The 13,156-nt window shown below is 41.5% G+C and carries 17 protein-coding genes and 1 riboswitch; of the genes, 13 read left to right on the forward strand and 4 right to left on the reverse strand.

What is annotated here, in order from left to right:
- Positions 1-339: 339 nt before the first annotated feature.
- Both M3610_RS17820 and M3610_RS17825 read right to left on the reverse strand, forming a co-directional pair.
- Positions 340-1,647 (reverse strand): ammonium transporter, encoded by a 1,308-nt coding sequence (locus M3610_RS17820; protein ID WP_251461105.1) that lies wholly within the window; start codon positions 1,645-1,647, stop codon positions 340-342.
- 3 nt (positions 1,648-1,650) lie between these two features.
- Complete coding sequence (locus M3610_RS17825; RefSeq protein WP_098575074.1) at positions 1,651-2,010, reverse strand: P-II family nitrogen regulator; 360 nt, start codon at positions 2,008-2,010, stop codon at positions 1,651-1,653.
- A 252-nt stretch (positions 2,011-2,262) separates the two neighbouring features.
- On the opposite strand from M3610_RS17825, the gene M3610_RS17830 reads away from it, so the two are divergent.
- The 3 genes from M3610_RS17830 to M3610_RS17840 all read left to right on the forward strand — a co-directional run bounded on the left by M3610_RS17830 (position 2,263) and on the right by M3610_RS17840 (position 5,737).
- Positions 2,263-2,766 (forward strand): Lrp/AsnC family transcriptional regulator, encoded by a 504-nt coding sequence (locus tag M3610_RS17830; RefSeq protein WP_251461107.1) that lies wholly within the window; start codon positions 2,263-2,265, stop codon positions 2,764-2,766.
- Complete coding sequence (locus M3610_RS17835; protein ID WP_251461109.1) at positions 2,763-3,977, forward strand: aminotransferase; 1,215 nt, start codon at positions 2,763-2,765, stop codon at positions 3,975-3,977. Before M3610_RS17830 ends, M3610_RS17835 begins: the two co-directional genes overlap by 4 nt.
- A 272-nt stretch (positions 3,978-4,249) precedes the next feature.
- Entirely contained in the window at positions 4,250-5,737 is a 1,488-nt protein-coding gene (locus tag M3610_RS17840; RefSeq protein ID WP_251461111.1) for a sensor domain-containing diguanylate cyclase, read from the forward strand.
- Between the two features lie 84 nt (positions 5,738-5,821).
- On the opposite strand, the gene M3610_RS17845 is transcribed toward M3610_RS17840, so the two are convergent.
- Positions 5,822-6,013, reverse strand: coding sequence for a hypothetical protein (locus M3610_RS17845; protein WP_026564084.1), 192 nt, complete (start codon positions 6,011-6,013; stop codon positions 5,822-5,824).
- Positions 6,014-6,163: 150 nt separating this feature from the next.
- Here M3610_RS17845 and M3610_RS17850 point away from each other — a divergent pair, with 150 nt between their 5' ends.
- From M3610_RS17850 to M3610_RS17890, 9 genes are all read left to right on the forward strand, one after another.
- Complete coding sequence (locus M3610_RS17850; protein ID WP_098575078.1) at positions 6,164-6,382, forward strand: DUF1659 domain-containing protein; 219 nt, start codon at positions 6,164-6,166, stop codon at positions 6,380-6,382.
- Positions 6,383-6,421: 39 nt separating this feature from the next.
- Entirely contained in the window at positions 6,422-6,640 is a 219-nt protein-coding gene (locus tag M3610_RS17855; protein WP_251461113.1) for a DUF2922 domain-containing protein, read from the forward strand.
- 58 nt (positions 6,641-6,698) lie between these two features.
- The gene (locus M3610_RS17860) at positions 6,699-6,842 is read left to right on the forward strand and encodes a YvrJ family protein (protein ID WP_026564087.1); all 144 of its coding nucleotides are present in this window, start codon (positions 6,699-6,701) and stop codon (positions 6,840-6,842) included.
- A 176-nt stretch (positions 6,843-7,018) separates the two neighbouring features.
- Positions 7,019-7,837 (forward strand): N-acetylmuramoyl-L-alanine amidase, encoded by an 819-nt coding sequence (locus M3610_RS17865; protein WP_251461115.1) that lies wholly within the window; start codon positions 7,019-7,021, stop codon positions 7,835-7,837.
- A gap of 146 nt (positions 7,838-7,983) precedes the next feature.
- The gene (locus M3610_RS17870) at positions 7,984-9,537 is read left to right on the forward strand and encodes an N-acetylmuramoyl-L-alanine amidase (protein WP_251461117.1); all 1,554 of its coding nucleotides are present in this window, start codon (positions 7,984-7,986) and stop codon (positions 9,535-9,537) included.
- A gap of 185 nt (positions 9,538-9,722) precedes the next feature.
- Positions 9,723-10,139 carry a VanZ family protein gene (locus tag M3610_RS17875; RefSeq protein WP_098575081.1) on the forward strand — a complete coding sequence of 139 codons (417 nt, stop codon included), beginning with the start codon at positions 9,723-9,725 and terminating at the stop codon, positions 10,137-10,139.
- Positions 10,140-10,320: 181 nt separating this feature from the next.
- The gene (locus M3610_RS17880; RefSeq protein ID WP_098575082.1) at positions 10,321-10,539 is read left to right on the forward strand and encodes a DUF1659 domain-containing protein; all 219 of its coding nucleotides are present in this window, start codon (positions 10,321-10,323) and stop codon (positions 10,537-10,539) included.
- A gap of 40 nt (positions 10,540-10,579) precedes the next feature.
- A complete protein-coding gene (locus M3610_RS17885; protein ID WP_098575083.1) occupies positions 10,580-10,798 on the forward strand; it encodes a DUF2922 domain-containing protein in 219 nt (72 codons plus the stop codon).
- 134 nt (positions 10,799-10,932) lie between these two features.
- The gene (locus M3610_RS17890; RefSeq protein ID WP_180230161.1) at positions 10,933-11,103 is read left to right on the forward strand and encodes a hypothetical protein; all 171 of its coding nucleotides are present in this window, start codon (positions 10,933-10,935) and stop codon (positions 11,101-11,103) included.
- A 201-nt stretch (positions 11,104-11,304) separates the two neighbouring features.
- Here the strand turns inward: M3610_RS17890 and queF are convergent, their stop codons facing one another.
- Positions 11,305-11,805, reverse strand: coding sequence for a preQ(1) synthase (queF, locus tag M3610_RS17895; protein WP_026564093.1), 501 nt, complete (start codon positions 11,803-11,805; stop codon positions 11,305-11,307).
- A gap of 127 nt (positions 11,806-11,932) precedes the next feature.
- Positions 11,933-11,979: riboswitch (PreQ1 riboswitch) on the reverse strand.
- Positions 11,980-12,195: 216 nt separating this feature from the next.
- Here queF and M3610_RS17900 point away from each other — a divergent pair.
- A complete protein-coding gene (locus tag M3610_RS17900; RefSeq protein ID WP_251461283.1) occupies positions 12,196-13,116 on the forward strand; it encodes a DMT family transporter in 921 nt (306 codons plus the stop codon).
- The last annotated feature ends 40 nt before the right edge of the window (positions 13,117-13,156 follow it).

The following is a 13,156-nucleotide window of genomic DNA, read 5'->3' on the forward strand; positions in this document are numbered from 1 at the left end:
TGTTATCAGTCTTTCAAATCCAGTATTTTTTATATTATTTCCCAGAGTCTTCTGTACCAAATTTGGTACAATCCCACGATATAAAAATTCGCGAGAAAAAGAAGAAGTATCATTGATTCTTTACAACCATTAACCAACTATTTACAATTTTTATGATAATTTAGCGAAATATTAAAACAGACTAGTTCATTTCGTCCTTTCTTTTTTACCGTTTGGGTGCATGGATTTAGGTAAAAAACCAAAATAAAAAGCCGAAAATAGACAGGTTCTAAAGTAGAACTAATCTATTTTCGACTTTTGTATGATGAAATAAGGATCCCTTTATTTTTCTAGTTACTTTCAAACTACCTTTTCTTTTCGACTGGCCGGAGAAGCTACCGTAATTCCTGTGGTTTCTTCAAAATTAAATAGGCTAGTCGGCAAATCCGTAAACCGCTCTAATTCATTGTAAGCCGGAATGCCATGGTAGGACATATCCAAGCCTTCTTCTTCTTCCCGCTCTGATGCTCTGAAACCGACTGTTTTATCGCATACCTTTGCGATAAAAGCACCACCGAGTAAACCCCAAACAATCACGACAACAGCGCCTAAAAGCTGCACTTCTAATAATGAGGTATGACCCGTTGTCAATAATCCTTGCGTTGTATCAAATAATCCAACCGCAATCGTCCCGAACACCCCGCTGAAACCATGGACCGCAACAGCACCGACCGGATCATCCACTTTCAAATAATCCACAAAAAGGGTGGTATAAATGACGAGCGTACCACTTAATGCGCCTATGAAAACGGCGCTCCATTCTGAAACATAGGCACAGCCTGCGGTGATTGCAACTAGTCCAGCCAACACCCCGTTTATCGTCATACTTGGATCGGCTTTTCCAAACTTTTTCATCGTCACAAATAGTGCCGCCGCTCCCCCACTTGCTCCCGCCAGCATCGTGTTGATAGCAATCGGAGCTAGCGCGGAACTGGAAGCATCCAACGTACTCCCGGCATTAAACGCAAACCACCCGAACCATAAGATAAAGGCACCGGCAGAAGCTAACGGAATGTTACTAGGGGCAAAGACATTGGAGCTTCCATCCGAATTAAATCTTCCTTTTCTCGGACCCAATAGTTTTGCCATTGCAAAAGCAGCGAAACCACCGACAGCATGAATCGCGGCAGATCCAGCAAAGTCCTTCATTCCTAATTTGGCTAACCAGCCATCGCTATTCCATATCCAATGACCAGATAGAGGGTAAATAATAATACAAATAAGTGCCGCTGTTACCACATAGGCTTTAAAGTTCATTCGTTCTGCGACAGCGCCTGAAATGATCGAGACAGATGCCACCGCAAATCCCATTTGAAAAAGCACAAAAGCCACACTTGGCAGTTCAATCGAAAGAGCAATTTTCTCAGGGCTTCCAAATAGGCTGGTCCCAACGAATCCAAACGCATCGTTTCCAAACATGACCCCAAATCCGATGAGCCAAAACGCTAAAGCACCAATCGTCAAGTCTACAAAAATTTTCATTGTCACATTGACGGCATTTTTCGTACGGACCAACCCTGCCTCTAGTAAACTAAAACCGCCTTCCATGAATAAAACCATCGCGGCTGCAAGGACGACCCAAACGGTATTTATATACATTATTTCCACAAGTCATCCCTCCTTATTTGCTAAATCCTCGATATCATAATCTATTGTCCCTGTCCGAATGTTATAGGCCTCCAAAATCGGATAAACATATATTTTGCCGTCGCCATCTTCACCCGTTTGTGCCGAATCCACAATCGTCCGAATCGTGGATTCTACCAAATAATCCGAGAGGACAATCTCCAGTTTCACTTTAGGATGCAGAGTTACCTGATAATTTTTCCCACGGTAGACTCCTTGTGTATCCTTTTGTTTTCCTCTGCCGACTACTTGTGAAACCGTAAAACCTAAAATCCCCATATTTTTCAAACCCTTAATCGTCTCTGTGAGTCGTTCTGGTCGAATAATTGCTTCTATTTTTTTCATGAGAATCGGCTCCTCGCTCTATGTTATATAACCTAACATCGTATTGTTAAACTATATAACACAACTAGAATTACCGTCAATATATTTTTCTTGTAATCTGTAAATTTAGAATCATCATGAAATATACCGTGGTGCCTGACACCATTCAATCTTACTGTCAAAAAAGAGAGAATTATCCCAACACTTTCATTTGAGTTAGAAGCCATCCTCCTATAAAATCAATAATATGAAATTCAAATCAGGAGGCACCTTATGAAATTATCGAATGAAGAACTAGAAATATTAAAGCTCATCGAAGAAAACCATAAAATCTCTGAAGAAACGATTGCTTTAATGGTGATGTGCAGTGAAGAATCTGTTAGAAAGACTATTAAAAAATTAGAAGAAGAAAAAGTAATCGTCAGTTATCCAGCGCTCATCGATTGGAGCAAAGTGGAAGGTCAAGAAAATATCGTCGCAATGATTGATGTAAAGGTAACACCAAAGCGCGGTGTAGGATTTGATGAGGTCGCTGAGAGAATTTATCGTTTTCCGGAAGTAACCTCTCTCTATCTCATGAGTGGTGCATACGATTTGTCGATTACCATTGAAGGCCAAACGATGAATCAAATTGCGACGTTTGTATCGGAAAAACTCTCGACGATTGAAAATGTCATCTCGACCACGACGCATTTCATGTTAAAGAAATACAAACATGATGGAGTGGTTTTTGGCAGTGGTGATGATAAAGACCGGAGAATGGTGATTACACCATGAAAAAGGATTATTCCCACTATATATCTGACACCGCTAAAGAATTACAGCCATCTGGGATTAGGAAGTTCTTTGATTTAGCAGCCAGTATGAAAGACGTCATTTCCTTAGGCGTGGGTGAACCAGACTTCATTACGCCTTGGAACATTCGCGAGGCGGCCATTTTATCGATGGAACAGGGCTATACTGCATATACAGCAAACCCGGGATTATTAGAATTACGACAGGAAATCTCTAATTACCTTGGAACAAGATTCGCTGTCAACTATGATCCCAAAAATCAAATCATCGTCACCGTTGGAGCTAGTCAGGCGATCGACCTCGCCTTTCGAGCCATTTTAAACGAAGGCGATGAAGTATTAATTGTAGAACCAGCCTTCGTTTCTTACGCTCCATTGGTAGCAATTGCCGGGGGGACACCTGTCGCCATTTCCACCTCACCTGAGAATGGGTTCAAATTAACGCCCGAACAGCTCGAAGGGGCAATTACGGAAAAAACCAAGGCGATTTTGTTTTGTTCGCCAAACAACCCAACTGGCAGCACCTTAAATCGAAAAGAACTAATGGAAATTGCTGCAATTGTTGAAAAGCATGATTTAATCGTCGTCTCTGATGAGATTTACGCAGAATTAACCTACGAAGAAACCTATACCAGTTTTGCAGCGATTGAAGGCATGTATGAACGAACCATTTTAATCAATGGATTCTCAAAAGGCTTTGCGATGACCGGTTGGCGCTTAGGGATGCTCGCAGCCCCTAAGGAATTTATCGAGGTAATGTTGAAGATTTTCCAATACACTACCATGTGTGCGCCAACTATGCTCCAATACGGTGCGATTGAAGCCCTTAAGAATACCTTCCAGGAAGTGGAGGCGATGAAACGAAGCTACCGGATGAGACGAAACTATGTCGTGCAAACCTTAAATAAAATAGGTTTAGATTGTCATACACCTGGAGGAGCCTTCTATGTCTTCCCTTCCATTAAGGCAACCGGCCTCAGCTCCGAACAATTTGCCGAAGAACTTTTAATGCAAGAAAAGGTGGCCGTCGTGCCGGGCAATGTGTTTGGAGAAAGCGGTGAAGGCTACATCCGCTGCTCGTACGCAGCCTCAATGCCACAGTTGCAAGAAGCCCTAAAAAGAATCCAGAAATTTCTTGAATCAAAAGGGATCTACGGCGAAAAACAAACAAAAGAAGTAAAATTAAACCAATAGTTTCAAGCAAAAAAAGAGCCCAATTCTGACAGTTCCATCCGCCAGAATTGGGCTCTTCCTATGTATTATTGGTGGTTTCCCTCACTAGTGCCTTCACTGGTGTCTTTCACTGGTGTCTTTCACTGGTGCCTGACACCAATCTTCTTGAGAGTGCCTGACACCCTTTTTTTTGTGACAGACATCCCCAATTATGCTAAAATACTCGAGGTAATGGTAAAAAAGGGGTGGAGTAATTGAGGGCCTTTGCAATCGATTTTTTTAATAGAAAGAGAATGAATTCTATTACTAATCGAGAGTTTATTCATCATAACTACGTTGTTTTATATGAGCGAATAAAACTCATTTCATATATGCTAATTTTCACCTATCCCTGTTTTTTTATCGTTGACTTTTTCCTGTTTACTAAACTGAGCAGCCCGACTTTTAAATTCAATCTTTCTGCCATTCACATCACAGGGCTTGTTGTCTCCCTTCTATTTCTATTCATTTATCATAAATATTTAAAGGCTCCTAGAGGAGTCATCGTCTCTAGTTATATCCTTATCTATCTATTGATCGGTGCAGTCTCTTCTATTAATAGCCAATTATTTACCGGGAATATTTACGCCTATATCATTATCGTATTAGGGGTGGCCGTATTTTTACCGATCCAGCCAAGGCACATATTCATTCAATTTATGGTTATACATATTTTCTTTATCATCGGGCTTTATTTTTTTGAACCAGACCACTTCGCATTTTTATCGAAACTGATTAACTCGACAGGGACCGCGGTCATTTCCTTTATGATTGCCTTATCTTTCTATTCATTTCGAAAAAATGATTTTATGAACAAACTGAAACTGCGACAGAATGAGGAAAATTTCAGGAGCCTATTTAACCTTAATCCCCATCCACTCATCCTTACAAAGTTATATAATGAAGAAATTTTGCTCATGAACAAGCATGCCCTTGGATATTACCATTTGCATGATAACAACATGGCCCAGATCGACGCAAGATTCTTGTTTCAGAATCAAGAGGAAAAACAGGATCTCCTGCAACGTCTAATGGAGCAGCAAAGCATAAAAAACTATTGTATAGAGCAGCAAATCACACCTACGATAAGAAAATGGGTAATGCTCAGTTTAGAATTGATAGATTACATGGATGAACCTTGTGTCCTGATCGGTGTCACTGACATCACAGATTTGAAAAAAAACGAGGAAGAGCTTTATAAACAAGCTTCGCTGGACATGCTTACTGGTGTGTTAAACCGAAGAAGCGGGATGGAAATCCTTAACCAGCAATTATCCGCTGGTCCAGAATCCCAAGAATTTATTATCTGCTATATCGATATTAACGATTTAAAAAAGACAAATGATCGATTCAGCCATTCCATTGGGGATGACCTCATCAAGACTTGCTGTGACACAATCAACCGTCATATTACAGATGTAGATATATTATTCCGCCTAGGCGGCGATGAATTTATCATTGTGTTCTTTCAAAAGCAAATGAATGATGTGCGGGATTTAATGAAAACGATTAAACTAAGTTTCGAGGAGATCAATTTCACGCAGCAAAAGCCTTATTCGATCTCAGCCAGTTACGGTTATTATCACTATAAACCAGGGACTGTCCTGACCCCTGAGGAAGTTCTAGAACTGGCCGATCAGGAGATGTACAAGGAAAAAGCTGTACACAAAAGAAAAAACACCTCCCTCGATTCTGCGATACAAAAGTCAATAATTAGACAGATTAATGGAACCATCCCTTGACACAGGGTGGTTCTTTTTTTGGTGTTATTTTTTGGTGTCAGGCACCAGTGTGGTGCCTGACACCCTTTTTGTGTTTTGTGTTCCCTATTTTTTCGGCTGATCAAGTGCTTGGTAGGCTAATTGATACTTCCCGCCGTCTGCTACTTCTGAATGGTACAACGCCTTTAGGGCTGTGTTTTTCTCGAGGCCGTGTTCCACCTTCAACTCTTTCAAGCGTGTATGCAATTCTTTATTATCCTTAATTAGCTGCTGCATTTGTGATTTTAAATACTTCATAAGATGATGAACCCCTTCCACGAACTAAATCGTTCTCCAAGTATAGCATTAATAAACTTGATTTTACTAAATCATCACTATTTATTTTCTCGGACCATGTCCTTTTGGCCAGCTTTTTTCTATATAGAAGGTGAAAGGTGGTGAGTAATCATGGCACAAGCATTATTAGAAGGAACGAAGCTTCGGTTGCTTTTTGAGATTGGCATGGATGAAGATGGCGCCCCTATTCTCCGCGCAAAAACATTCAGCAATGTGAAAAAGGATGCAACGACAGATCAGTTGTCTCAAGCTGCACAAGCAATTACTGTATTATCCAAGGACACACTTAACAAAGTGGAACGAAACGACAGTTCAGAAATTATTGCTTAATACGCTCGTAAATGAATTAATCGATAGGAGGTGAGAAAAATGGCAAAAACCTTAGAATTACACTTTAATACGGAGCTTGGAAAAACAGCGAGCTTATCAATTGAAAATCCGAAGGAACCAATTGATGAGGCAGTCATCAAGCAATCGATGGCTCAAATTATTGCTTCTGAAATCTTCACTACTGCCAGTGGGAAGTTGGTAGCGGCCAAAGGGGCAAGAGTCGTCGACCGAAATGTAACGGATTATGAACTAGTTTAATAACAGAAGGGCCGTTTCCCCCTGGGGACGGCCTTTTTTTACAAAGGAGGTGAAAAGAGTGGAGCAGCTCATTCCGATCATCAGCGAAGTTGGTTTCCCTATTGTCGTGACCCTTTATCTGCTTTACCGCATTGAATCAAAGCTGGATATGGTCGTCACCTCGATTCAGAATCTTCCCGACCGCATGAAGGAAAGAATATAAATACTCAGGACAACCCCTGGCCTATAGGTAAGGGGTGTTCTTTTTGTTACATTAAAATGGAGAGAATCAACTGTTTAGGTATCCATCAGCCAACGCCGTGACAAGAACCCGCACACACTTGTCCATTGCTACATAGCATGTATAGATAATCAATTTTAGGAAATGGAGAGGATGAAATGAAGCTTTATTTAGATCCAGGTCATGGTGGACAAGACCCTGGCGCTCAAGGGCATGGATTGGATGAAAAGGATGTCACATTAGCAATCGCGCTCAAACTACGGTCCATTTTACAAAATGATTATGAAAACATTGACGTAAAAATGAGCCGAAGCACCGATACAACTAAAAGCTTAGCACAACGATCCAGTGAGGCCAATGCTTGGGATGCCGATTTTTTCTTAGCGATTCACATTAATTCCGGGCCAGGCTCCGCCCAAGGTTATGAGGACTATATTTACAGTGGCTTGTCTAACTCTTCGAAGACAGCCCAATATCAAGATATCATCCATGCGGAAGTAAAAAAACTAAATCAACTACAAGACCGCGGCCAGAAAAAGGCGAACTTCCATGTATTACGTGAGACAAATATGCCGGCACTTTTATCGGAAAACGGCTTTATCAGTAACGATCATGACGCCGCACTAATGAAACAATCCTCTTGGATTCAAAAAGTGGCACAAGGTCATGCCAATGGAATCGCCAAAGCTTTTGGGCTGAAACGTAAACCAACTGAGCCCCAAAAACCTGATACACCCGATGACGGCACACTATTCAAAGTGATTGCAGGTTCATTCAAGTCCAAAGAAAATGCGGATGAGCGAGTTGAGCTGCTTCAGAAGAAAGGCATTGAATCATTTGTTAATACCACAAAAATCTCTGGTGAAACATGGTACCGAGTCCAAGCCGGAGCCTTCTCCAGCCGTGAAAATGCAGAAGATCGTTTAATAGGAGTAAAGAAAGCCGGAATAAATGATGCATTCCTCATAGCAGAATAAACACCCTACAAAAGACCTTCTATTCCCGAACAATACGAAGGTCTTTTGTATGGTTTTTGTGTTTATGTTAGGCAGATGGAGTCCACAAGATTGGATCTGCCATAACATATAGATGAACGTATTTTAAATGAAATGGAGGAGTAAGTATGAAGCTATATTTAGACCCAGGCCATGGCGGTGAGGATCCCGGTGCCCAAGGGAATGGGCTGAATGAAAAAGATATTACCTTAGCTATTGCGCTTAAAATACGAAAAATCATCCTCAATGATTATGAAAATGTTCAGGTAAAGATGAGCCGTACAAGCGATACGACCAGAAGCTTAGCCCAGCGCTCAAGTGGAGCCAACGCATGGGACGCAGACTTTTTCTTAGCTATTCACATCAATTCCGCTGACAGTTCCGCCCAAGGATATGAGGATTTTATTTACGATGGCGCATCGAATACTAGTAAAACAGCAAAATACCAAGATATTATCCATGCCGAGGTCATCAAGGTGAATCAGTTGAAAGACCGCGGGCAAAAAAAGGCCAATTTTCATGTCATAAGAGAAACGAAAATGCCTTCTATTCTAACGGAAAACGGCTTTATTAGTAATAAACATGATGCTGCACTGATGAAAGACTCGGCGTGGCAGCAAAAAGTGGCCCAAGGCCATGTGAACGGGATTGCCAAAGCCTTTGGCCTGAAACGTAAAGCTGTGAAGGAGACACCGAAAACAGCAACCACTACACCAAAAACCACTCAAACTACCACAAAAACAGTCTATACGGTTTATGTCGGCTCGTATAAATCAAAAGAGAATGCCCAGGATAGGGTCGCAGAATTGAAGAAAAAGAGCATTAAATCATCCATTGTTACCACAAAAATCTCTGGAGCTACATGGTACCGAGTGAAAGTTGCGAGCTACTCGACCAACGCCAATGCAGAAAAACGCCTAAAAGCAATTGAAAAAGCAGGCTATGACGATGCATTTATTATTACGGAAAAAGAAACCACCACGACAACGAAAACGGAAACCACCAAACCTGCAGCAAGCACCAGTTCAACAGCAAAACCTGCAACAAGCACTAATAAACCATCAACATCTACACCGGCCACGAGCACCAGTAAACCATCAACAACTACAACTACAAGTGCCAAAGGCAGTACAAGTACAAACCCAACTACGACTCCAAACAATACTACCAAAGAAATCCCCATCATCGCTGACCCCGGACAGTTTACTATTTTAGGCCCGACTTTCCTCTCGGCCGAACAGATGGACCAATTTGTAAAAAAGGTCAATCCAAAAGCACCTGCATTAGGTGAATTTTATCAAACGCTTGGAAAATATTACGGGATTCGCGGAGATGTAGCCTTTGCACAAGCCATTCACGAAACAGACTATTTTCGGTTTACCGGAGTCGTCAATCCTGAACAGAACAACTTTGCAGGAATTGGAGCAACAGGTGGAGATACGCGCGGTGCACGGTTTGAAAGTGCAGAAGAAGGTGTCCTTGCCCAGCTTCAGCATTTATATGCGTATGCGACAACCAAGCCTCTGCCAAATCAATATCCATTAGTTGATCCCCGCTTTCATCTTGTCGATAGAGGTTCTGCTCCAACATGGACAGCTTTAAACGGAAAATGGGCTGTTCCAGGTACAACCTATGGTCAATCCATTCTTGCCCTTTATCAACAAATGATTCATTCAGTCTAATGGATAGTGGGAGTTTTCCAAATTCCACCTCCTTACATGGATAAAGCCTGGCACTCCCCCCCTGCAAAAGACCTCTTTTAATCATTCAGAAGAGGTCTTTTCCTATTTGTTTTTTAAATTTCTCCGCTCGCGGTATATTAGGGAAAAAACAGGATCACACTGAAGGATAACAGGAGGTCTTTTCTATGCGTGGATTTTTTATTTTATTATGGGCTCTAGTAATCTTTATTTTAACCTGTACCGCCAGCTTTTCTGCATTAAAGGAATCAGGCCAAGTTCATTTTCAATGGGACAGTCATCCTAACTTTTCTGAACTTCTAGCACCATTCCCGCTCGAGCTTACCCATGACTTCCTGCTTCAAAAATGCGGACACGCCCTTGCTTTTCTCATTTTGACCATATTACTGCAAACCAAATTCCGTTCCAAAGCATGGATTCTGTTCCTGGCCATTTCCTTTGCTTCTTTAACCGAAATCCTTCAATTATATTTCACACGGGACGGGAGAATTTTTGATATAGCCATCGATCTAATCGGGATTTTACTCGCATCAGGTTCCAGAAGTTTGTTTACAACACCGCAATCAAAGCAAACCCATCTTTGATTGCGGTGTTTACTTTTATTTATAGGCATTTCCCAATTTAGCCGGAAATTTTTCGTTTATTATTCATACAATCAGCATACTCTCCGTTTTATTACGAGCCCAAGTCTATCCATTTATTTTCCCACACCATGTCCTTTTTACCGACTTTTTTCTATATAAAAGATGAAAGGAGGTGAGGGACATGGCACAATCACTTTTAGAAGGGACGAAGCTTCGCTTAGTGTTTGAAGGAGGCATGGACGATGATGGCGAACCAATCTTACACGCCAAAACGTTTAGCAATGTCAAAAAAGATGCGACAACAGATCAGATCTTTCAAGCAGCAATAGCCATTTCCGTTTTGTGTAATGACATGCTAAACAAAGTAGAGCGAAATGACAGTTCTGAGATCATCGCTTAGTAAGAGAGGCACATTAGGATAAGAATGGAGGTGAATAAATATGGCAAAAACATTAGAATTACAATTTGCGACTGAACTTGGAAAGACAGCACGTCTAACGGTTGATAATCCCAAAGATCCAATTGACGAAGAAATCGTCAAGCTATCGATGGCACAGATTATTGCCGCTGAGGTTTTCACTACAAGCAGCGGCAAGTTTGTCTCTTCTAAAGGTGCGAGAGTTATCGATCGCAGCGTGACTGACTATGAACTTGTTTAAGTGGCTGAAAAGCCATTATAGAGAAAACAAAATTTTCTCGATAATACAAAAATGCGGCTCATCTCAGATGACCGCATTTTTTCTATTATAGTCACGAAAAAATGGGCATAGATAGTAGAGGAGGTGAAAAAACGATGACAAAAGATCCGAATTTACGCGGGGATATGCTGGCAGATGAATGGAATAGCGAAGAAGTTCAAAACGAAATGATGTTCACCGGAATAACCCACGACGAATGGCTAGTCAACCGACTAAATGATGATGATGACTTTCAAGAAGAAGAACATGATGATTACGCATGGTAATCCAGACACCAAAAGCCACGGACGGCTCCGTGGCTTTTCAGCATTACTGGCGGATAAGTGCGCTTAACTGGCGGATGGCCAGCACTTACTGGCGGACGACCGGCTTTTACTGGCGGATGCCCGACACTTACTGGCGGACAAGCTCCCCTTGCTAAACAGAACGGATCGTAAAAAAGAGGCCGGAAACCCGGCCCCTGCTAATTAACGATTATCCACTTTCTCAGGATAGATGTCATGATTCATCAAACGGAAATGGGCCATCTCTTCATACTTGGTCCCTGGCTTCCCATAATTGCACCATGGATCGATGGAAATTCCACCACGTGGAGTGAACTTGCCCCACACCTCAATATACCTTGGGTCAAGCAGTTTAATTAAATCATTCATAATAATATTCACACAATCTTCATGGAAATCCCCATGATTCCTGAAACTAAACAAATATAACTTCAACGATTTGCTTTCAACAATCTTTTTGTCCGGAACATACGAAATATACATCGTTGCAAAATCCGGCTGGCGCGTGAGCGGGCATAAACTAGTGAACTCCGGGCAATTAAATTTCACAAAATAATCACGGTCCGGGTGAAGATTATCAACCGCCTCCAATACCTCCGGCGCATATTCAAATGAATAGGTAGTCCCCTGATTACCTAATAAAGTTAAATCTTTTAAACCTTCCTCATGGCTTCTGCCAGACATAAAAAAAACCTCCTTGCAATCTGCCCCACACTTTTTCCAAGAAAGAGTTTCCGCGGTGGCTCTACTCTTCAACTAACAGGACCCAACAAAAAAGCCACGTCCAATATGGACATGGCCTAATAGTCATGTATCCATAGTTTTTTATAGAGGGTATCAGCTATGAACCTCTCCCGCAAGTACGGGTAATCTCTTCTTCATATCATATAGAACACCACACCATTCGTCAATGGTAGATGAAGGCAAAATCCAACAAACCTTTATTAATGAAAATATTTACTGTGCTGGTGCCTGACACCATGTGATATAATAAACAATATTTGCGCAGATTTCGGATGGCGAAAGAATTTTTATATTAAGAAATAGACCTGTCAAAAGGCAGAGGGGGATATGATGAAACAACAAGAAGTAGGTTCAAGGGGTATCGGGCTGCCGCTTACCATTTCCATCATTGCCATTTCATTTTCGGCGATTTTTGTCAAATGGTCAGACGCACCAGCCTCGATTTTGAGTATGTACCGGATGTGGTTTGCCAGTCTCTTAATGGTACCGATCGTCTGGAATAAACGAAAAGAATTTAAGAACATTGAAAAAAAAGAATGGTTGTTTTTATTTTTTTCAGGCGTCTTTCTAGCTCTCCATTTTGTCCTTTGGTTCGGGTCTTTGAAATTAACGACAGTCGCAAGTTCGACCATCATCCTGGCCTTGCAGCCAATCGTTTCATTGATCGGAGGCTTTCTTCTATTTAAGGAACGAACCACTGTATCTGCATTGATGACGATGGGGATTGCCATTATCGGAGCGATGATGATAGGCTGGGGAGATTTCGGATTAAGCTCGGATGCGATGATGGGGGATTTACTATCATTCTTTAGTGTCATTGCTGTGGTCGGATACTTATTAATTGGTCAATCCATCGTCAAAAAAGTCTCACATTGGCTCTATAGTTTTTGTGTGTTTTTCGCTGCTGCGATCGTCCTTACGATCTATAACGTATCAGCAGGTGTTTCTTTAACTGGCTATCCAGCTAAGGAATGGGGTATCTTTCTACTGCTCGCCACCGTTCCAACCGTTAGTCACGTGATTAATAATTGGCTCTTAAAATACGTCAATGCAACAACGATTTCGATGAGTATTTTAGGTGAACCCGTTGGTTCTACAATTCTAGCAGTGATTCTCTTAAATGAACATCTCGTCACCTGGCAAATTGTTGGAGGAATGCTCGTCCTGCTCGGTGTGTTCTTCTTCCTGAGCCAGAAGCAAAAACCGCTGCCACAAGTTGTCAAAGAAGAAACGGTAAATTCAATAGAATAATAGAAAAAAGGGGCTACCATAAGCCCCTTTTTCCTTTGTA

This window comes from Neobacillus sp. MER 74 (assembly GCF_023714155.1).

Bases quoted from the DNA above. Each gene is read 5' to 3' on its own strand.
- M3610_RS17825 (WP_098575074.1), bottom strand. From the start codon at position 2,010: ATGAAAAAAATAGAAGCAATTATTCGACCAGAACGACTCACAGAGACG.
- M3610_RS17830 (WP_251461107.1), top strand. From the start codon at position 2,263: ATGAAATTATCGAATGAAGAACTAGAAATATTAAAGCTCATCGAAGAA.
- M3610_RS17835 (WP_251461109.1), top strand. From the start codon at position 2,763: ATGAAAAAGGATTATTCCCACTATATATCTGACACCGCTAAAGAATTA.
- M3610_RS17840 (WP_251461111.1), top strand. From the start codon at position 4,250: ATGAATTCTATTACTAATCGAGAGTTTATTCATCATAACTACGTTGTT.
- M3610_RS17845 (WP_026564084.1), bottom strand. From the start codon at position 6,013: ATGAAGTATTTAAAATCACAAATGCAGCAGCTAATTAAGGATAATAAA.
- M3610_RS17850 (WP_098575078.1), top strand. From the start codon at position 6,164: ATGGCACAAGCATTATTAGAAGGAACGAAGCTTCGGTTGCTTTTTGAG.
- M3610_RS17855 (WP_251461113.1), top strand. From the start codon at position 6,422: ATGGCAAAAACCTTAGAATTACACTTTAATACGGAGCTTGGAAAAACA.
- M3610_RS17865 (WP_251461115.1), top strand. From the start codon at position 7,019: ATGAAGCTTTATTTAGATCCAGGTCATGGTGGACAAGACCCTGGCGCT.
- M3610_RS17870 (WP_251461117.1), top strand. From the start codon at position 7,984: ATGAAGCTATATTTAGACCCAGGCCATGGCGGTGAGGATCCCGGTGCC.
- M3610_RS17875 (WP_098575081.1), top strand. From the start codon at position 9,723: ATGCGTGGATTTTTTATTTTATTATGGGCTCTAGTAATCTTTATTTTA.
- M3610_RS17880 (WP_098575082.1), top strand. From the start codon at position 10,321: ATGGCACAATCACTTTTAGAAGGGACGAAGCTTCGCTTAGTGTTTGAA.
- M3610_RS17885 (WP_098575083.1), top strand. From the start codon at position 10,580: ATGGCAAAAACATTAGAATTACAATTTGCGACTGAACTTGGAAAGACA.
- M3610_RS17890 (WP_180230161.1), top strand. From the start codon at position 10,933: ATGACAAAAGATCCGAATTTACGCGGGGATATGCTGGCAGATGAATGG.
- queF (WP_026564093.1), bottom strand. From the start codon at position 11,805: ATGTCTGGCAGAAGCCATGAGGAAGGTTTAAAAGATTTAACTTTATTA.
- M3610_RS17900 (WP_251461283.1), top strand. From the start codon at position 12,196: ATGAAACAACAAGAAGTAGGTTCAAGGGGTATCGGGCTGCCGCTTACC.